This is a genomic window from Frondihabitans australicus (assembly GCF_003634555.1).
Classification (GTDB): domain Bacteria; phylum Actinomycetota; class Actinomycetes; order Actinomycetales; family Microbacteriaceae; genus Frondihabitans; species Frondihabitans australicus.
Window position 1 is genome coordinate 2,825,337 of sequence record NZ_RBKS01000001.1, and the last position, 17,454, is coordinate 2,842,790.

At 71.5% G+C, this 17,454-nt stretch carries 20 protein-coding genes; 1 reads left to right on the top strand and 19 read right to left on the bottom strand.

Going from position 1 to position 17,454, the window contains the following annotated elements; translation table 11 throughout:
- Position 1: 1 nt before the first annotated feature.
- The 7 genes from fliN to C8E83_RS13320 all read right to left on the bottom strand — a co-directional run bounded on the left by fliN (position 2) and on the right by C8E83_RS13320 (position 5,217).
- Positions 2-706, bottom strand: a complete 705-nt coding sequence (gene fliN / locus C8E83_RS13290) for a flagellar motor switch protein FliN (protein ID WP_121370333.1) — start codon at positions 704-706, stop codon at positions 2-4.
- Positions 703-1,623, bottom strand: coding sequence for a flagellar motor switch protein FliM (locus C8E83_RS13295; RefSeq protein ID WP_121370334.1), 921 nt, complete (start codon positions 1,621-1,623; stop codon positions 703-705). The genes fliN and C8E83_RS13295 overlap by 4 nt, the downstream gene beginning before the upstream one ends.
- Positions 1,624-1,680: 57 nt before the next feature.
- Positions 1,681-2,664, bottom strand: coding sequence for an OmpA/MotB family protein (locus C8E83_RS13300; RefSeq protein WP_121370335.1), 984 nt, complete (start codon positions 2,662-2,664; stop codon positions 1,681-1,683).
- Positions 2,661-3,467, bottom strand: coding sequence for a motility protein A (locus C8E83_RS13305; RefSeq protein ID WP_121370336.1), 807 nt, complete (start codon positions 3,465-3,467; stop codon positions 2,661-2,663). Before C8E83_RS13305 ends, C8E83_RS13300 begins: the two co-directional genes overlap by 4 nt.
- Before the next feature lie 2 nt (positions 3,468-3,469).
- On the bottom strand, positions 3,470-3,751 hold the full coding sequence (locus tag C8E83_RS13310) for a flagellar FlbD family protein (protein WP_121370337.1): 282 nt from the start codon (positions 3,749-3,751) through the stop codon (positions 3,470-3,472).
- A gap of 273 nt (positions 3,752-4,024) precedes the next feature.
- Entirely contained in the window at positions 4,025-4,711 is a 687-nt protein-coding gene (locus C8E83_RS13315; RefSeq protein WP_170159938.1) for an HAD family hydrolase, read from the bottom strand.
- 23 nt (positions 4,712-4,734) lie between these two features.
- Positions 4,735-5,217, bottom strand: coding sequence for an ATP-dependent zinc protease family protein (locus C8E83_RS13320; RefSeq protein ID WP_121370339.1), 483 nt, complete (start codon positions 5,215-5,217; stop codon positions 4,735-4,737).
- A 17-nt stretch (positions 5,218-5,234) separates the two neighbouring features.
- Between C8E83_RS13320 and C8E83_RS13325 the strand changes: the two genes are divergently transcribed.
- Entirely contained in the window at positions 5,235-6,479 is a 1,245-nt protein-coding gene (locus tag C8E83_RS13325; RefSeq protein ID WP_121370340.1) for a RimK family alpha-L-glutamate ligase, read from the top strand.
- 88 nt (positions 6,480-6,567) lie between these two features.
- Here C8E83_RS13325 and C8E83_RS13330 read toward each other — a convergent pair whose 3' ends face one another.
- From C8E83_RS13330 to C8E83_RS13385, 12 genes are all read right to left on the bottom strand, one after another.
- Positions 6,568-7,740: a flagellar hook protein FlgE gene (locus tag C8E83_RS13330; protein WP_121370341.1), complete on the bottom strand. Its 1,173-nt coding sequence runs from the start codon at positions 7,738-7,740 to the stop codon at positions 6,568-6,570.
- Positions 7,741-7,826: 86 nt separating this feature from the next.
- Positions 7,827-8,288: a flagellar hook assembly protein FlgD gene (locus C8E83_RS13335; protein WP_121370342.1), complete on the bottom strand. Its 462-nt coding sequence runs from the start codon at positions 8,286-8,288 to the stop codon at positions 7,827-7,829.
- A gap of 32 nt (positions 8,289-8,320) precedes the next feature.
- Entirely contained in the window at positions 8,321-10,180 is a 1,860-nt protein-coding gene (locus tag C8E83_RS13340) for a flagellar hook-length control protein FliK (protein ID WP_121370343.1), read from the bottom strand.
- Entirely contained in the window at positions 10,177-11,064 is an 888-nt protein-coding gene (locus C8E83_RS13345) for a C40 family peptidase (protein WP_121370344.1), read from the bottom strand. The genes C8E83_RS13340 and C8E83_RS13345 overlap by 4 nt, the downstream gene beginning before the upstream one ends.
- Positions 11,061-11,516, bottom strand: coding sequence for a flagellar export protein FliJ (locus tag C8E83_RS13350; RefSeq protein ID WP_121370345.1), 456 nt, complete (start codon positions 11,514-11,516; stop codon positions 11,061-11,063). Before C8E83_RS13350 ends, C8E83_RS13345 begins: the two co-directional genes overlap by 4 nt.
- On the bottom strand, positions 11,516-12,841 hold the full coding sequence (locus tag C8E83_RS13355) for a FliI/YscN family ATPase (protein ID WP_121370346.1): 1,326 nt from the start codon (positions 12,839-12,841) through the stop codon (positions 11,516-11,518). Before C8E83_RS13355 ends, C8E83_RS13350 begins: the two co-directional genes overlap by 1 nt.
- A complete protein-coding gene (locus C8E83_RS13360; protein WP_121370347.1) occupies positions 12,838-13,497 on the bottom strand; it encodes a FliH/SctL family protein in 660 nt (219 codons plus the stop codon). The genes C8E83_RS13355 and C8E83_RS13360 overlap by 4 nt, the downstream gene beginning before the upstream one ends.
- On the bottom strand, positions 13,490-14,515 hold the full coding sequence (fliG, locus tag C8E83_RS13365; protein WP_121370348.1) for a flagellar motor switch protein FliG: 1,026 nt from the start codon (positions 14,513-14,515) through the stop codon (positions 13,490-13,492). The genes C8E83_RS13360 and fliG overlap by 8 nt, the downstream gene beginning before the upstream one ends.
- On the bottom strand, positions 14,512-16,200 hold the full coding sequence (gene fliF / locus C8E83_RS13370; RefSeq protein WP_121370349.1) for a flagellar basal-body MS-ring/collar protein FliF: 1,689 nt from the start codon (positions 16,198-16,200) through the stop codon (positions 14,512-14,514). The genes fliG and fliF overlap by 4 nt, the downstream gene beginning before the upstream one ends.
- On the bottom strand, positions 16,200-16,547 hold the full coding sequence (gene fliE / locus C8E83_RS13375) for a flagellar hook-basal body complex protein FliE (RefSeq protein ID WP_121370350.1): 348 nt from the start codon (positions 16,545-16,547) through the stop codon (positions 16,200-16,202). Before fliE ends, fliF begins: the two co-directional genes overlap by 1 nt.
- Positions 16,547-16,942: a flagellar basal body rod protein FlgC gene (locus C8E83_RS13380; protein ID WP_121370351.1), complete on the bottom strand. Its 396-nt coding sequence runs from the start codon at positions 16,940-16,942 to the stop codon at positions 16,547-16,549. Before C8E83_RS13380 ends, fliE begins: the two co-directional genes overlap by 1 nt.
- A complete protein-coding gene (locus C8E83_RS13385; RefSeq protein ID WP_121371908.1) occupies positions 16,942-17,283 on the bottom strand; it encodes a flagellar basal body rod protein FlgB in 342 nt (113 codons plus the stop codon). The genes C8E83_RS13380 and C8E83_RS13385 overlap by 1 nt, the downstream gene beginning before the upstream one ends.
- Positions 17,284-17,454: the final 171 nt, after the last annotated feature.

A 17,454-nucleotide genomic window follows, 5' to 3' on the forward strand; every position in this document is an offset into this window, starting at 1 on the left:
GTCAGTTCTGCCCGTCTGCGATGTCGAGGATCTTGGTGATGCGGACCGCGTAGTCCTGGTCGACGACGACGACCTCGCCGTGGGCGATGAGTCGGCCGTTGAGCAGCACGTCGGCGGGAGCGCCGGCCGAGCGGTCGAGCTCGATGACGGCGCCGGGCTCGAGGCCGAGCACGTCGCGGACGCTCATGCGCGTGCGGCCGATCTCGACGGTCAGCGCCATCTCGACGTTGTTGATGCGGCCGAGCTTGTCGGCGACCGACGAGCCGGCGAAGGCCGAGCCGAAGGCGGCAGGAGCCGAGGCGCCCACGGTGCCGTTCTCGCGGATCCGCACGACGAACCAGCCCGCCGGGCGGCCGGCGTCGACCAGCTCGAACGCGACGCTCTCGGGGTCGCCGGCGAGCGCCGAGCCGCCGTCGCGGCGGACGTCGCCGAGGACGCCGGCGCCGAGCGCGGAGCCCGCGGCCTCGAGGGCCGGGCGGAGGAGGTCGGTGGCCTGGAGGCCGGCTTCGGCGGCTCCGGGCAGCTCGGCGATGACGAGCGCGAAGTCGGCCGAGACGCCGCCGACGTACGAGGCGGTGACGGCGTCGCCGAGGATCCCTGCCGGCACGTCGCCGGTGGCCTGGATCGTGAGGGGAGCGCCCGAGGGCAGCTGCGAGGCCAGGGCCTTCGCCGCGTCGTTGTGGAGGGCGGTGATGGTCGAGGTCATGCGAGTCTCTCTTCGGTGGTGACGATGATGCCGGCGAGGCGGGAGCCGTTGGCTCCGACGGCCGCGCGGCCGACGGGCTCGCCCCCGACGGTGACGTCGAGGGGGCGGTGCTCCGGGTGCGGGAGGGCGACGAGGTCGCCGACCTTGAGGTCGAGCACGTCGCTCGGCAGCACCCGCGCGGGGAGGAAGCCGAGGGCGACGTCGACGGGGACGGCCGCGAGCTGCTGGTCGATGAGGTCGCGGGCGCCGACGGTGGTCGAGGTGGGGTTCGACTCGCCGAGCTGCGGGAGGAGCACCTCGGCGGGGAGCGCGAGGGTCGCAGGAGCGGCGGCCTCGCCGACGCGGATCTCGAACGACGCGACGATCATGAGGTCGCTCTTCGAGGCGGCCTGGGCGAACTGCGAGTTGTACTGGAAGCCGCCGACGGAGATCGGGGCGACGAGCAGCGAGCCGAGCGAGTAGCGGAGGTCTTCGAGGGCGTCGTCCATGAGGCGGCGCACGAGGGCCTGCTCGACCGGGGTGAACTTGCGCTCGGGCAGGCTCTGGCCGGCCGGGTTGCCGCCCAGCATGTGCGTGACCCAGCCGAGGGCGGACGCCGACGGGAACTGGATCACGGCCTTGGCGCTCGCGCCCTCGAGGGGGCAGAGCACCATGGCGGTGGTGGCGGGCAGCGACGCGGCGAACTCGTCGTAGGTGGTCATCGAGACGGTCTCGCAGGTGACCTGCGAGAGCACGCGCACCTTGGCGGTGAGCTGGGTGCCCCACTGGCGGGCGAAGGTGTCGAACGCGAGCTCGAGCACGCGCGAGTGCTCGCGGGCGAGCGTCGTGGGGCGACGGAAGTCGTAGACGTCGACCGATTTCGGCTGCGCCTGGGCGTCACGGAGTGCGCCGGGGGCGGTCTGGTCGAGGAGGGTCACGTGAACCCTTATCGGCAGACCGCCGCACGGCGTTAGGAAAGTGTCTCGATTCGTGTACTACTTCGTCGCGGCGGCCTCCGCGGCAGCGATCTTGGGGATGAGCGCGTTGACGTCGTCCGTCTGGTTCGACAGCACCACGATGTCGACGCGGCGGTTCTTCGCGAGGTCGGCGTCGGTCGTGCCCGAGACGAGCGGTCTCGACGACCCGTAGCCGACCGACTGGATGCGATCGGGCGGCATGCCGCCGCGCTCGACCAGGTCGCGCAGCACTGTCGTCGCGCGGGCGGCCGAGAGCTCCCAGTTCGTCGGGTACGGCGCAGCGGAGTCCCGGGAGTCGGCGTGACCCTCCACCGAGACGTCGTGGTTCGCCGTCTTCAGGACGGGTGCGATCGCGTTCATGACCTGCTCCGCCATCGGCGACAGCGCCGCCGAGTTCGAGCCGAAGAACGTCTCCGAGCCGACGAGTCGCACGGTGAGGCCGCGCGAGTCGATGACGAACTGGACGTCCTGCGTGAGCCCCTGCGAGGCGAGGTTCTTCTGGATCGCCTTCTGGATCGCCGAGAGGTCGTCGACCTCCTTCGTCGCGGCCTTCGTGTTGGCCGCGAGCTGTGCGGGGGTCTCCTTCACGGCGGGGGCGGTGGAGGCGGAGGAGGACGAGGTGCTCGTCGCGGTCGAGCCGCCGGATCCTGCGGCATCGCTGTTGGTCGCCTTGACGCCGTTCGCGGCCGTGGCTGTCTTCGCGCTCGTCTTCGACGCGGAGTAGCCGTCGCCCTTCTTCGTGACCTGGTCGGGCTTGACCACGGTGCCCGACGACGTGTCGACGAACTTCGTGTGGCTGACGCCGAAGCCGGTGGCGAGCGACTCCTTGAGGGCGGCGAACTTGTTCGCGTCGACGCTCGACATGGCGAAGAGCACGATGAACATGCACATGAGCACGGTGATCATGTCCATGTACGACGCCATCCAGCGCTCGTCGGGGTGGTCGTCGCCGTGCTCCTCGGCGCCGTGGCCGCCCTTGCGGCGGGAACGTGACGCGCTCATGCTGCGACGTCCTCGCTGACCTTCTTCGACTTGACGACCTTGCCCTCGGCCGGCAGGTCGGTCTTGGGCACCATGGCGCGAAGACGCGAGCCCAGGAGCCGAGGCTGGGTGCCCTCCTGGATCGCGAGCACGCCCTCCATGAGCAGCGTCATGCTGGCGACCTGCAGCTCCATGACCCGCTTGATGCGGCCGGCGATGGGCAGCCAGATGAGGTTCGCGCTGAGGAGGCCCCAGAGCGTCGCGACGAACGCCGAGGCGATGAGCGGGCCGAGTTTGTCGGGGGTGGAGAGGTTCTCGAGCACGTGGGTCAGCGACACGACCGTGCCGATGATGCCGACGGTCGGGGCGTAGCCGCCGAGGCTCATGAAGAACTTGGCCGCCTGGCGCGCCTGCGCCGTGCGCGAGACGATCTCGTCCTCGAGCAGCTCGCGCAGCTCGTCGCCGTCGGTGCCGTCGGCGACCGACTGCAGCGCCCCCTTGAGGAACGCGTCGTCGACTCCCTCGGCCTCCTGCTCGAGGGCGAGCAGGCCGTTGGCACGTGCCTTCTCGGCGATGCCGACGAGGTCGTCGATCGCCTTCTGGGCGTTCGGCTTCTTGGCGAGGATCGCCGGGGCGATCGACTTGAACGAGTTGATGGTGTCTTTGAGGGCGCCGGAGGCGAGGCCCACGCCGAGCGTCGTGCCGAACACGAGCATGAGGGGGCCGGGCAGGAAGATCGACATGATGGAGACGTGTTCCATGGTCATCATTCCGACGAGGGCGCCGAACGCGAGGACGAGTCCGATGAGGGATGCGGGATCCATGATCAGCGCCCCCTGTGGTCGTCGAGGGAGACGGGGTCGTGGCCGACGAGGGAGAGCGGGCGGCTGTGCGCCTGCTCCTGCGGCTCGTCGTCGACGTAGGCGAGGGAGACGATCCGCGAGCGGTACCGGGCCACGAGGTCGATGACCTCGGCCATCGTCTCGCGGACGATGTACTTCGCGCCGTCCACCATCACGAGGGTGGTGTCGGGGGTTTCGTGAATTCGCTCGATCAAGTCGGGGTTGATCGCGAACTGACTGTCATTGAGTCGTGTGACGACGATCATCGGCCCGTCCTAGGTCTGTACTTCCGCGGTCCATCCGTGTCCCGCGCCGCGCGCGTCCTGCGCTGCGTACTTCCCACTATCGGCCGGGGCCCGCCTGCCGTAAGTCGTCTCCTGCCGCATTTCGCGACCGATTTCCGCTCCGCGCCCCCTGACGGCAGTCACGGGTGTGACCGGCGGCCGGATCCTGTCGCGAATTCGCGACCGGGGTGGTCACGGGCGTGTTCGGGAGGAACTTCGTCCTCCCGACGTGCGCTTGCCGGGCGCTCCGCCGCGTCAGACGGCGACCCGGCCTGGAAGATCGACGAGACTGCCGATGCGGTGAGCGTCGGGCACGCCGACGACCGACGACGGGGCGACGAGCATGGAGGCGATGCCGGCGGCACGCGGCCCGTCGTAGTCGTTGGTCTTCGAATCACCGACGAAGAGGCACTCCGACCGATCGACGCCCGCGGCGGCGAGGGCGGCCTCGTAGATCGCCGGGTGCGGCTTGCGCCAGCCGACGTCGAGGCTGGTGACGACCGCGTCGACGAGCCCGTCGACTCCGAGACCGCGAAGGGTGCGCTGGACGAGGTCGGACGCGTGGGTGTTCGACACGATCACGAGTCGCGCGTCGCTGCCGAGACGATCGAGGGCCTCGCCCATCCCCTCGATGGCCAGGATCCCGCGCCCCCAGTCGTCGAGGTACGCCTCGGCGCCCGCAACCGCCAGAGCCTCGGCCGGCTCGCGCCCGAGGAGCGTCCGAAACGCGACTCGCCCGACCTCGGCCATGGAATACTCGCGCATCGACACGGCGGTCTCGGCATCGAGATCGCCGAACGCGGCATCCCAGGTGGCGACGGCGGCATCGGCCGACACCTCGATGCCGTGCTCGCGGCAGAACGTCTCGGTCGTCGGCGTGGTGGTCGGCACCCGCGACGGGTCGTAGTCGACGAGGGTGCCGAAGAAATCGAGCAGGAGCACGCGAAAGCGCCCCGGCGAGGGCATCAGGCGCGACCGCGATTGCGGCGGCGGACGTCGCGCGGTGCGCGGCCGCCCACGAACGAGCGGGCAGGATCGACGAGAAAGCCCTGCCGCAGGGCCTCGCGGCCGACCAGCATCCTGAAGCCCATCTGATCGCGGTTGCTGAGTGTCGTCTCGGCGAGGACCGTCCGCCCGAGAAGGACGATCTCGGTCTGCACGACGAACCGCTCCTCCGTGTGACCCGACGACGAGCGGACGACTCGGCGGTCGTGGATGTCGCACTCGAGGGTGGCCTGGTCGGCGTCGGTGTCCTGCCAGGGGTGCACGGAGAACCGCACGCGGTCGCCGGGCAGCTCTTCGAGGTCGAAGGCGTGGAGGGCGCTCGACCTGGCGCCGGTGTCGAGTTTCACCTTGATCCAGCCGATGTCGATCTGGGGCAGGGCGGCCCACTCTCGCCAGCCCGCGATGAGGGGCGTGCGGCCGCTTCGGGACGGATCGTCGCTCATGCCCCTATCTTGGCAGGGTGAAACTCGCGATCCTGTCACGCGCACCGCAGGCGTACTCGACGAGGCGGCTCCGCGCCGCCGCGGTCGACAGGGGGCACGACGTCAAAGTGCTCAATACGCTGCGGTTCGCCATCGACCTGTCGGGCGAGCTGCCCGACCTCCAGTACCGAGGAAAGCTCCTCAGTGATTACGATGCGATCCTGCCCAGGATCGGCAACTCGATCACCTACTACGGCACGGCCGTGGTGCGCCAGTTCGAGCAGATGGACGTCTACACGCCGAACACGGCGAACGGCATCGTGAACTCGCGCGACAAGCTGCGGGCGAACCAGATCCTGTCGCGGCACAACATCGGGATGCCGGCGACCGCGTTCGTCAACGGTCGGGCCGACGTGCGGATGGCGATCGAGCAGGTCGGCGGGGCTCCGGTCGTGATCAAGCTGCTCGAGGGCACGCAGGGCATCGGCGTGATCCTCGCGCCGGAGGCGAAGGTCGCCGAGTCGATCGTCGAGACCCTGCACTCGACGAAGCAGAACGTGCTGATCCAGAGCTTCATCTCGGAGTCGCGGGGCAAGGACATCCGGGCTCTCGTCGTCGGCGACAGGGTCGTCGCCGCGATGCGGCGCACCGCGTCGGGCGACGAGTTCCGGTCGAACGTGCACCGCGGCGGCACCGTCGAGAAGGTGTCGCTCTCGCCGGAGTACGAGCAGGCCGCGGTGCGGTCGGCGCAGATCATGGGGCTGCGGGTCGCCGGAGTCGACATGCTCGAGGGCAACGACGGGCCGCTCGTCATGGAGGTCAACTCCTCCCCCGGCCTCGAGGGCATCGAGCGGGCCACCGGGCTCGACGTCGCCGGCGCGATCATCGACTACATCGCGAACCAGGTCGCGTTCCCCGAGATCGACGTGCGCCAGCGGCTGAGCGTGTCGACGGGGTACGGGGTCGCGGAGCTCCTGGTGCATGCCAATGCCGATCTCGTCGGGAAGACGATCAAGGAGACCGGGCTGTGGGACCGCGACATCACGGTGCTCACGCTGCACCGGGGCACGACGGTGATCCCGAACCCGCGGTCGGGTGTCGCGCTGGAGCCGGGCGACCGGCTGCTGTGCTTCGGCAAGCTCGACGAGATGCGCTCGATGCTGCCGGAGAAGCGGCGCCGGCGCGCCAAGCTGCGGAAGCTGCCGGCCGAGGCGGTCGCGGAGCACTCGGAGACGGCTGCTGCTGCTGCCGCTGCCGCAGCTGCGTCCTCGTCCGACCGCTGACGCAGAAAACCTCCGCCCGGCGAACGAACCGCCCCGAGGGGAGGTGCGTTCGCCGAACGGAGGTTCGTGGCGGCGGCGGGCCGAGCGACTAGCGCTTGAGGTCGATCAGCTCCTGCAGCACCGAGTCGGACGTCGTGATGATGCGGGCGTTCGCCTGGAAGCCGCGCTGGGCGACGATCAGGTTGGTGAACTCCTGCGACAGGTCGACGTTCGACATCTCGAGGGTGCCGCCGGCGAGCGAGCCGCGGCCGGGCGCGCCGGGGGTGCCGAGCGACACGGGGCCCGAGTTGCTCGAGGCGACGTAGCCGGACGACCCGACCTTCTCGAGACCGGCGGGGTTCGTGAAGGTGGCGAGGGCGATCTGGCCGAGGGCCTGCGTCTGGCCGTTCGAGAACGAGCCGATCAGCGTGCCGTCGTTCGAGATCGTGTAGCCGTTGAGCGTGCCGGCCTCGCGGCCGTCGACGTCCTGGATGGCGGCGGTGGAGAGCTGGGCGTAGCCGGTGACGCCGGAGAGGTCGGCGGTGATGCCGCCCACGGTGACCGACGAGGCCGCGGTCTGCTTGCCGTCGGTGAACGAGAGGGTCGTGGTGCCGGTGTTGCCCTGGCCGTCGTCGGCGGCGACGTCGTAGCCGGTCGCGGTCTTGGTGAAGTCGAGCGTGAAGGTGTGCTTCGTGCCCTGCTTGTCGTAGACGTCGACGTCGCGGGTGATGACGGTTCCGACAGCGGCGTCGCCGGGGAGGTTGCCGGCGACGGTCGCCTTCGAGGTGGCCTCGGCGGGCGAGGTCGCGCCGACGGGCAGCGTGATGTCGGTGAGGCCGCCGTTGCTGTTCACGGTGCCGTCGACGGCGGGGTACCCCTGGACGATCTTGCCGTCGGTGGTGGTGAGGCGTCCCTGCGAGTCGAAGTCGAAGGATCCTGCGCGGGTGTAGACGTTCTCGTTGCCCGAGCGCGTGACGAAGAAGCCGTCGCCCGAGATCATGAGGTCGGTCGCCTTGCCGGTCGACTGCGCCGAGCCCTGCGAGAAGTTCGTCGAGATGCCGGCGACCTGCACGCCGAGGCCGACCTGGGCGGGGTTCGTGCCGCCGAGGCCCTCCTGCGGGCCGCCGGCGCCGTGGGTGATCTGCGACAGGGTGTCCTCGAACACGGTCGACGACGACTTGAAGCCGACGGTGTTGACGTTGGCGATGTTGTTGCCGGTGACGTCGAGCATGGTCTGGTGGGCGCGGAGGCCGGCGATGCCGGAGTAGAGCGAGCGGAGCATGGTGAGTGCCTTTCGGTGGAAGAAGGGTGACGTGTGTGAGGTGCTGGGGCGGCCGGGCGGGAGCTAGGCCGAGGTGCTGGCGGGCGCTAGGCCGAGGTGCCGGAGGTGCTGGATGACGCCGACGACGAGTCGACGATCCCCGAGATGGAGTCGAGGGGGATGTCCTTGCCGCCGACGCTGACCGTCGGCACCGAGCCGGCGAACGAGACGGAGGCGGCGGTGCCCGAGACGTCCTTGCCGGTCGTGGAGTCGGTGTAGGTCACCTGCTTGCCGACGAGGTTCGCGGCCGAGATGCGCATCTGCAGCGAGAAGTTCTCGTTGCCGGTGGTCGTGTTGTTCGAGATGGACTCCATCATCGCCAGCTGCGTGGTCTGGCTGATCATGGCGTTGGTGTCCATCGGCGACGACGGGTCCTGGTTCTGCAGCTGGGTGACCATGAGCTGCATGAACATGTCGCTGTCCATCGTCTGTTTGGGGGCGGGGGTGGTCGCGCTGGTGGAGGCGGGCACGGTCGCTGTGACCGTGCCGGTGATTCCGTCGAGTGCCATAACAGTTCCTATCGGTCGCGGGCGGCTGCCCGTCAGGCCATCACGTCGATCGAGGTGGACGAGGTCGGGGTGACGCGGGTGGCGTCGGGGGCGGCAGGGCCCTCGGCGCGGCCGGCGAAGCCGTCGCGAGGGGTGTCGCCGCGGAAGCCGTGCGGGGTCGCCTGGCCCTGGGGGTTCTGGGGGGTGCCGTTCTGGCCTGCTCCTGCGCCCAGCTGGTTCTGGAGCGCCTGCTGGGCGCTGTTCTGCTGGCCCGAGCCCTGCTGGCCGCTCGGCTGGTTCTGACTCGAGACGTCGACGCTCGTCGACAGCCCCGTGCCCTGCAGGTCGCGGCGGAGGTCGGGCAGCACGGCGCGAACGGCCTCGCGGGAGGCGTCGGACTGCGCGAAGAGCTCGACGTGCATGGTCTGGGCTCCGACGTGGGCGCGCACGGTGACCGGGCCGAGGGCCTCGGGCGAGACCTGCACGGTGATGACGTGCTCGCCGTGGCCGGCGGCGGCCAGCGTGAAGACGGGTCGCGTCAGCTGGGCGGCGAGAGGCTGCGGCTGGGGTGCGGGCGCCGCGGTCGTGGCGGCGGTGGCGCTGACGGGCGCAGGAGCAGCGGACTGCCCCGCCACCTGGGCTCCTGCCGCCGCGAAGGCCGCCGCGCTGGAGTCCGCGGCGGTCATCGCGACCTGCGTCGTGGCGCCCGTCGCGCCTGCGCCGGTGCCTCCCGCCGCACTCTGACCGTTGCCGGCCGAGGACGACGTGCTGCCGGAGTCGGCGGACCCGCCCCCGGCGCCACCGACTGCGGCGACGACGACCGGTGCCGCGTCGGTCGCGGACTGGGTGGTGACCGCAGGGGTGGCGGCCGCGACCGCCGCGCCCTTGCCTGTGCCCGCGCCCGTGTTCGGCAATTCAGGCTGCGCGTGCGCGCCGCCCGCCGACACGCCGCCGAGCCCCGGGGTCGTGCCGAGCAGAGCCTGAATTGCCGTGGGGGTCGACGCCGTGCCCGGCGTGCCGAGCCCGGCGGCCGGCGAGGCGGAACCGGCGGAACCGGCCGCGGCCGCCCCCTTCGGCAATTCAGGCTGCACGTGCGCGGCACCCGCCGACACGCCGCCGAGCCCCGGGGTCGTGCCGAGCAGAGCCTGAATTGCCGTAGAGGTGGACGCCGTGCCCGGCGTGCCGAGCCCGGCGGCCGGCGCGGCGGAGCCTGCGGGACCCGCGGAGCCGGCGGCACCGGCGGAAACCGCGGCGGCCCCCTTCGGCAATTCAGGCTGCGCGTGCGCGGCGGCCGCCGACACGCCGGTGAGCCCGGCGGCGGCGACGAGAGGAACCTGAATTGCCGTGGCGGCGAGGCCGGCGGCGGCAGGAGCAGCCGAGGCGGCGCCGACCGAGGCAGCGGCGGCGAGCGACGCCTGCGTCGCGGGCGCCCCGGCGACGGCGTGCGGCATTTTAGGCTGCGGCTGCGCGGCGAGACCCGCGCCGAAGGCGAGGCCTGGCTGCTGGACGAGGGCGTCCTGAGTCACCGAGGACGACGCGGCCGAAGACGATGCTGCGGAGGACGACGCTGCGGAGGACGACGCGGCCGAAGCCCGGTGCCCGGCCGCTCGCGACTTCGGCTTCGCCTCGCGCGATTCCGCGACGTCACGCCGATCGCGCGAGCTGGAGCGCGTCGGACGATCGGCGGACGAGCGCGACGGACGATCTGCCGCCGCACGATCCGCCGACGGGGCGCCCGCCGACGATGCCGGGCGGTCGAGCGTGGTGTCGCGCGGGGTCTGCACCTGCTCCTGCGCGTCCATCGCTTCACCGAACGACGCCGCCGACGCCGGCGACGAGTCGTCGTCACGGCCGGGGCGCTGCGCTTGCGAAGGCGCGAGGTCGGTGAGAGAGGTGGTGGTCACGGTGCTCATGCGGAGGCTCCGTTCGAGATCAGGCGCTGGAGGGCCGCCGTGAGGAGGTCGGACTGGGACGAGGTCGACGTCGAGCCGAGGCCCGAGCTGCCGAGGCCGGAGCCGGTGAGGCCGGAGAGCGCCGAGAGGAGCGACGCCGACGAGAGCGACGACGTGCCGGCGGAGCCCGCTGAGGCGCCGGAGCCGGAGCCGGTGCCCGACGGCACGATGCGGCGGATGGTGCCGATCTGCGACTCCGACAGCCACTCCTTGCGCAGCTTGACGTTCTCGCCCGGCTTCGGGGCCTCGAGGATCTGCCCGTTGCCGGCGTAGATCTGGATGTGGCCGGAGCCCTTCTCGACGATGAGGTCGCCGGGCTTCGCCTGGGCGAGCGAGGGCACCTCGACGCCCATCTTCGCCTGGTCGGGCACGACGCGCGGCATGGTGATGCCGAGGTCTTTGAAGACGGTCTGGACGAGGCCCGAGCAGTCCATGCCCGAGGTCGTGGTGCCGCCGAAGACGTAGGGCACGCCGAGGTACTTCTTGGCGTCGGCGAGGACGTCGGCTCCGGTGACGCTCTTGTGCACGAGGCCGCCGACCGGGTTCGAGGCCGATGCCGACCCCGCCGCAGCGTCGATCGAGTCGCCCGAGCCGGTCGAACCCGTGCCCGCCAGCGCGGCCAGCTCTGCGGCCAGTGACGACGACGACAGGGACGACGTGCCGTCGGTGCCGTCCGTGCCGTCGGACGTGCCGGCCGCGGCGAGCGCCGACGCGAAGTCGGCGGCCGTGGCGGCGTCGGAGGCGGTCGACGACGAGTCGGTCAACGACGGCAGCTGCCCGGACTGGATCTGGGCGATCGTGCTCTGGATCTCGCTGATGCGCGACATCACGTCGGAGACGCTCACGAGGCACCCCCCTCGAGGGAAGGCGCAGGAGCCGACGACGGCCGCGAGTTCGCGATCTCGTCGAGGGCGATCTGCTCGACGCGCAGTTCCTCGGCGGCGGCGGCGACCCCGTGGCGCTCCTCGAGCTTCTCGAGGGCGATCGAACGGGCGCGGGCCTCGTTGTAGGCGGTCTGCGCGTCGGACGCGGCGGCCTCGTGCGCCGAGGCCATGGCGTCGAGCTCGGCGAGCATGCCGCGCGTCGAGGCGCGGGCCGCGGCGATGGCCGTGAGCGTGGCGGCGTCGGTGACGACGTCCTTCGAGCCGACGGCGGACTCCAGGATCCGCGTCGCTGCCGCACGGCGCTCGGCGACGTCGCGCACGCGCTGGTTCGCCAGCGAGAGCTCGGCCATGGCCTTCTGCTGCTGGGCGTGGCGCACGCGCAGGAGTCCGGCGAGCGAGAATGCGCGGGCCATCAGGCAGCACCCCCGCCCAGCGCGGCCGAGAGCGCGGCGAGCTGCTCCCACGACGCCGAGGCCGGCGTCTGGTCGTCCATCCGCTGCTGCAGGAACGCGTCGATCGCGCCCTGGTACGTGACGGCGGCGTCGACGAGGGGGTTGGTGCCGGGCTGGTACGCGCCGACGTCGATCAGATCCTGCGCCTGGCGGCGGGCGGCCATGACCGAGCGGAGGGTGCGCGCATCCTGCGACTGCGACGGGGTGATCACCTTCGAGGCGACGCGCGAGATCGAGCCGAGCACGTCGATCGACGGGAAGTGGCCGGTGACGGCGAGCTTGCGGTCGAGCACGATGTGGCCGTCGAGGATGGAGCGGGCGGCGTCGGCGATCGGCTCGTTGTGGTCGTCGCCGTCGACGAGCACGGTGTACAGGCCCGTGACGGAGCCGACGCGGTCGGTTCCGGCGCGCTCGAGCAGCGAGGCGAGCGTCGAGAACGTCGACGGCGGGTAGCCGCGGGTGGCGGGCGGTTCGCCGACCGAGAGGCCGATCTCGCGCTGGGCCATGGCGACGCGGGTGAGGGAGTCCATCATCAGCACCACGTCGGATCCGGCGTCGCGGAACGACTCGGCGATGCGGGTCGCGACGAACGCGGCGCGCAGCCGCATGAGGGCGGGCTCGTCGCTGGTGGCGACGACGACGATCGAGCGGGCGAGGCCCTCGGGGCCGAGGTCGTCCTCGAGGAACTCGCGCACCTCGCGGCCGCGCTCGCCGACGAGGGCGACGACGGAGACCTCGGCCTCGGTGCCGCGGGCGATCATCGACAGCAGCGACGACTTGCCGACGCCGGAGCCGGCGAAGAGACCCATGCGCTGGCCGCGGCCGGCGGTGGTGAGGGTGTCGAGGGCGCGGACGCCGAGCTGCAGCGGCTGCGCGATGCGGGCGCGCTCCATGGAGTTCGGGGTGGGGTGGTCGATCGGCACGAGCGCGTCGGCGTGGAGCGGGCCCTTGCCGTCGATGGGGCGTCCGAGCCCGTCGAGAACGCGACCGAAGAGGGCCCGACCGGTGGGCACCAGGATCGGGCGGCCCGTCGGGCGAACCGTCATCCCGGCCCGGATCCCGGTCATCGGCCCGAGCGGCATGCAGCGCACGCCGGTCGAGTCGGCCGCGACGACCTCGGCGGTGCGGTCGATGCCGCTGCCGTCGTCGGCGCCGACCTTCACGACCTCCCCGACGGCGCAGTCGAGGCCGGCGACGGTGAGGCCGAGGCCCACGACGCTGTCGACGACGCCGACGCGCTGCGGGCGCACCGCGGCGAGCGCGGGGCTGAGATCGACGAGGGTCACGCGAGACCCCCTGCGTGCGAGGCGGCGTCGGTCGCAGGAGCAGCCGACACCCCCGGCCCGAGCAGTGCGACGCGGGCGCGCTCGAGTGCCGACCCGAGTGCCGCGTCGACGAAGCCTCGCGGCAGGTCGGCCCGGGCGTCGCCGCGGCCGAGAGAGCCGTCCGCGAGAAGGGGAACTCCGAGCGATTCGCTCGCGTCCGACGGCAGCACGGAGAGGTCGTCGGGGTTGAGGCGCACGGCGACGACGTTCGCCGCCTCCGGGGTGTCGAGGGCGCGGGCGAGGGCGGCGAGCACGGTCGAGGACTGGTTCGTGCGGATCTCGTAGCCGAGGATCGCCTCGGCGAGGGCCAGGGCGGTCTCGACCAGCGTCTCCTGCACCTCGGTGCGGAGGTTCTCGCGGGCGGTGTCGAGCGCGGCGGCGGCGGTGACGAGCACCTGCGAGGCGCGGTCGGCGCGGGCGTTGGCGTGCGAGGTGACGGCGCGGGTCTCGGCCTCGAGGGATTCGCGGAGCGAGGCGGTCGACGCGGCGGCGGCGCGGAGGCCGGCCGCGTAGCCGGCGGCGTGGCCGCGCTCGGCGGCCTCCTCTTCGCGAGCCTGGGTCGCGGGGTCGCGGAGCACCGGGAAGGCGACGCGGGCGAAGGCGGGAGCGCTACTCAATGAGGGCCTCCTCGTCGCCGCGCTGCACGGTGATCGCGCCCTCGGCCGCGAGCTCGCGGATCGAGCGGACGACGCTGGCGCGGGCCTCCTCGACCTGCGACATGCGGACCGGGCCGGCGGCGCGGATCTCGTCGTCGAGCAGCTCGCGGTTGCGCTCCGACACGTTGGCGCGGATGACCTCGGTGACGGCCTCGGGCGCGCCCTTCATGGCGAGCGCGAGGACGGCCGCGTCGATGCCGCGGAGCACCTGCTGGATGTCGCGGGCGTCGAGCTTGACGATGTCGACGAAGGTGAGCATGCGCGAGCGGACCTCTTCGGCCAGCTGCGGGTCGCGGGCCTCGAGGCTCTCGAGCAGGATCCGCTCGGTCGCAGCGTCGGAGCGGTTGAGGATGTCGACGAGCGGCTGGATGCCGCCGACGGCCTCGACCTGCTCGCGCGGGGCGACGACGGCTCCGGCGCGCACCTTGAGGGTCTGCGCGACGATGCCGACGGCCTCGGGTGTCGCGGTGCCCATGGTGGCGATCGCCTGCGCGACGTCGGTGCGCTCGTCGGCGTCGAGGCCGGCGAGCACGGCCGAGGCCTGGTCGGGCGCGAGGTGGGCGAGCACGAGGGCGCGGGTCTGCGGCAGCTCTCCGTCGAGCAGCGTGAGCAGCTGCCCGGAGTCGACGCCGTCGAGGAACTCGAACGAGCGGCCGGCCATCGACGAGGCGAGGCGCTCCATGACGCCCTGGGCCTTCTCCGAGCCGAACGACGCCTCGAGGAGGCCCACGGCGAAGTCGCGGCCGCCGCGGCGGGTGACGCGGCCCTGGACGGTGAGGTCGTGGAACTCCGACACCGCGGTGTCGGCGGTCGTCGAGTCGACGCGGCGCATCTTCACGAGCTCGGCCGTGATCTCGTCGGCCTCCTGCTCGCTGAACTTCTGCATGACGGCGGCGGCGCGCGCCTGGTCCATCTGCATGAGGATCACGGCGACCTTCTGGGCGCCGGTCAGCTCGGCCTGGGCGGCTGCGGGGCTCATACGGTCTGCCGATCATCGAGCAGGCCGCGCAGGAGCTCGGCGGTGCGGTCGGGGTCGCCGGCGGCGAGTGCGTCGATCTCGGCGCGCTTGCGCTCGATCGAGGCTCCCTCCGCGTCGAGCGACGGAAGCTGCACGGTCGGCGCCGTCGGCGTCGGGCCGCCGGCCTCGAGGAGGCGGCGGGCGGCCGCGTCGTCGAGGGCGGGCTGCGCGGCGGCCGGCCAGGTGCCGGCCTGCGCCGAGGCGCCGGCCGAGGTGGCGTCGAGCTCGCCGAGGTCGATCTCCTCGCGCTCGGTCCGGCGACCGCGGCGGGTGAGCATGAACAGGGCCAGGATCAGCGGAACGCCGATCGCGGCGGCGATGAGGCCGGTGCGGATCGTCTGCCACATCGAGTCGCTGGCGGCCTGGGCGTTCGCGGCGGCGAGCGCCTGCTGAGCCGCCTTGGCTCCTGCGCCGTTGAAGCTCACGGCCTGCACGCTGAGCGAGTCGCCGCGGGTGGGGTCGATGCCGGCCGCCTTGGCGACGAGGTCCTGGATGTTGCCCATGTTGACGTTCTTCGCGACCTTCGAGTTGATCGCGACCGAGACCGTCTGCTTGGTCAGCGTGCCGGCGGGGATCGTGGTCGATTCGGTGGTCTTGTCGACGGCGTTGTTCTTCGTCGAGGACTCGTTCACGTAGCCGGATCCGGAGCCCGTGGCGGAGGCGCCCGACGTCGCGGAGCCCGAGGGGACGGCGATGTTGTCGGGGCCGAGGACACCGGTGGCGCCCGAGCTCGACGATCCTGCGCCCGACCCGCCGTACGACTCGGTCGACGACGACTCGGAGAGCGGCGACGCGCCGCCGGTCGGGTTGGTGTACGACTCGGTGACCTTCGTGCCGGAGTCCTGGCTCATGTCCGCGGCGACCACGACCGTCGAGTTGCCGGCGCCGAGCACCTTGTCGAGCATGGCCTGGACGTTCGCCTGCACCTGAGACTGGTACGCCGACTGCTGCTGCGACGACGACCCGGTGGTGCCGCCTCCCACGGTGGAGAGGACGTTGCCCTGGGCGTCGACGACCGACACGTCGGTGGCCTTCATGCCCTCGATCGACGCCGAGGTGAGGTGGACGATCGCCTCGACCTGCGACGAGGTCAGCGTGACGCCCGGCATCTCGGCGACGAACACCGACGCGGTGGGGTCCTGCTTGCTGTCGGTGAAGACGGTCTGCTGCGGGATCGCGAGCTGGACGCTCGCGGTCTTCACGCCCTGCATGGCCTCGATGGTCTTGGCGAGCTCGCCCTCGATGGCGCGCTTGTAGGTGACGTTCTGCGTGAACTCCGACGCGGTGACGCCCATCTGGTCGAGAAGCGCGTAGCCCTGCGTGTTGTCGGCGGGGAGGCCGGCCGCGGCGACCTTGAGGCGCTCGGAGTAGACGTCGGCGTTCGGCACGAGGATCGTCGAGCCGCCGTCGGAGAGCTGGTACTGAACGCCGTCGGTCTGCAGCTGCTGCACCACCGCCGAGGCGTCGGTGGCGGCGAGACCCGTGAACAGCGGGGTGTACGTGGGCTTCGTCAGGTACGACGTGACGAAGACGCCACCGAGCACCAGGATCGCGACACCGAGCACGGCCAGCACGCGCTGGCCGATGGTGAACGCCTTGACCCGGTCGCCGAGCGACGTGAGAAGGGAGCGAAGGGCGGGAGGCATCAGGCCTGCATCCTCATGATCTCGTTGAAGGCGTCGACGGCCTTCGAGCGGACGGCGGAGACGAGCTCGAGGGTGACCTGAGCGCGGGTGGCGGCGATGGTGGCGGTGTGGACGTCGTCGGCATTGCCGGTGACGGCCTTGACCGCGAGGCTCTCGGACTGGCCCTGAAGGGACTGCAGTCCGTCGATCACGCTGCCGAAGCTGGAGGCGGAGGCGGTGTCGCCGGTGCCCTGGGTGGCGTCGAGGCCGTTCGCGGCCGAGGCCGCCTGGTTGGCGTCGATCTGCGAGGCGCTGGTCAGCGCCGTGGAGCCGGTGGGGAAGGCGCCGTTCACGGGGTAGATGGGCATCAGCTGCGTCCGATCTCGAGGCCGGCCTGGTACATGTCCTTGGCGCGGTCGACGACGGCGGCGTTGGCCTGGTACCCGCGCTGGGCCATGATCAGGTCGCTCATCTGGGTGGAGAGGTCGATGTCCGGCATGCGGACGTAGCCGTTCTTGTCGGCCTCGGGGTTCTCGGGGTCGTAGGTGACGCGGCCCTGGGCGGAGCCGTAGGTGGCGCCCTTGACGTACACGCCGGAGACCCCCTGCCCCTCCTGCACCTCGATGTAGCGGGCCTGGAAGGCCGACTCCGACATCGGCTTGACCGTGTTGACGTTGGCGATGTTGTCGGAGATGGCGTCGAGCCACTTGCGGTGCACGGTGAGGCCGGTGCTCGCGATCCCGATCGCGTCGAACATTCCCATCAGGCGTCCTTCAGAACGGCGCGGACGCTGGTGAGAACCTGGTTCTCGGCCTGCGACGCGAACTGGTACTGCAGCACGGTCGTGCTGTTGCTCAGGGTCTCGGTGTCGAGGTTGACGTTGTTGCCGTCCTCGTTGGTGGGCTCCAGGCTCCTGGCCATGGTCGCCTGCACGGAGCCGTTGCCGTTCGCGACCGACTGCGCGAGGGCGTCCTCGAACGACACGCGCTCGGCGGTGTAGCCGGGGGTGTTGATGTTCGCGATGTTGTTCGCGATGGCCTTCTGGCGCATCGAGAGACCGTCGAGGGCGCTCTCGAGCGCTCTCGAGGTTACGGATTCCAGCACGGACGGCTCGCTTCCCCGCGCGATCGCGCGGTGCAAGAGGGGGAGGCGGCCGATCCGTGGCCTGACGTGGTGAGCGATCCGTGCTCACTACGCTCTATCGGCCCGGGGCAGGGCGACGTTAGGGGTGGTTTGGTGCCCACCTACCCCGACTTCGGGGGCCAGTCGGGGCGT

Coding starts and splice junctions, on each gene's coding strand:
- fliF (WP_121370349.1), bottom strand. CDS start 16,200: ATGCCTCCCGCCCTTCGCTCCCTTCTCACGTCGCTCGGCGACCGGGTC.
- C8E83_RS13340 (WP_121370343.1), bottom strand. CDS start 10,180: ATGAGCACCGTGACCACCACCTCTCTCACCGACCTCGCGCCTTCGCAA.
- C8E83_RS13330 (WP_121370341.1), bottom strand. CDS start 7,740: ATGCTCCGCTCGCTCTACTCCGGCATCGCCGGCCTCCGCGCCCACCAG.
- fliN (WP_121370333.1), bottom strand. CDS start 706: ATGACCTCGACCATCACCGCCCTCCACAACGACGCGGCGAAGGCCCTG.
- C8E83_RS13350 (WP_121370345.1), bottom strand. CDS start 11,516: ATGGCCCGCGCATTCTCGCTCGCCGGACTCCTGCGCGTGCGCCACGCC.
- C8E83_RS13335 (WP_121370342.1), bottom strand. CDS start 8,288: ATGGCACTCGACGGAATCACCGGCACGGTCACAGCGACCGTGCCCGCC.
- fliG (WP_121370348.1), bottom strand. CDS start 14,515: ATGAGCCCCGCAGCCGCCCAGGCCGAGCTGACCGGCGCCCAGAAGGTC.
- fliE (WP_121370350.1), bottom strand. CDS start 16,547: ATGCCCATCTACCCCGTGAACGGCGCCTTCCCCACCGGCTCCACGGCG.
- C8E83_RS13380 (WP_121370351.1), bottom strand. CDS start 16,942: ATGGGAATGTTCGACGCGATCGGGATCGCGAGCACCGGCCTCACCGTG.
- C8E83_RS13305 (WP_121370336.1), bottom strand. CDS start 3,467: ATGGATCCCGCATCCCTCATCGGACTCGTCCTCGCGTTCGGCGCCCTC.
- C8E83_RS13320 (WP_121370339.1), bottom strand. CDS start 5,217: ATGAGCGACGATCCGTCCCGAAGCGGCCGCACGCCCCTCATCGCGGGC.
- C8E83_RS13300 (WP_121370335.1), bottom strand. CDS start 2,664: ATGAGCGCGTCACGTTCCCGCCGCAAGGGCGGCCACGGCGCCGAGGAG.
- C8E83_RS13310 (WP_121370337.1), bottom strand. CDS start 3,751: ATGATCGTCGTCACACGACTCAATGACAGTCAGTTCGCGATCAACCCC.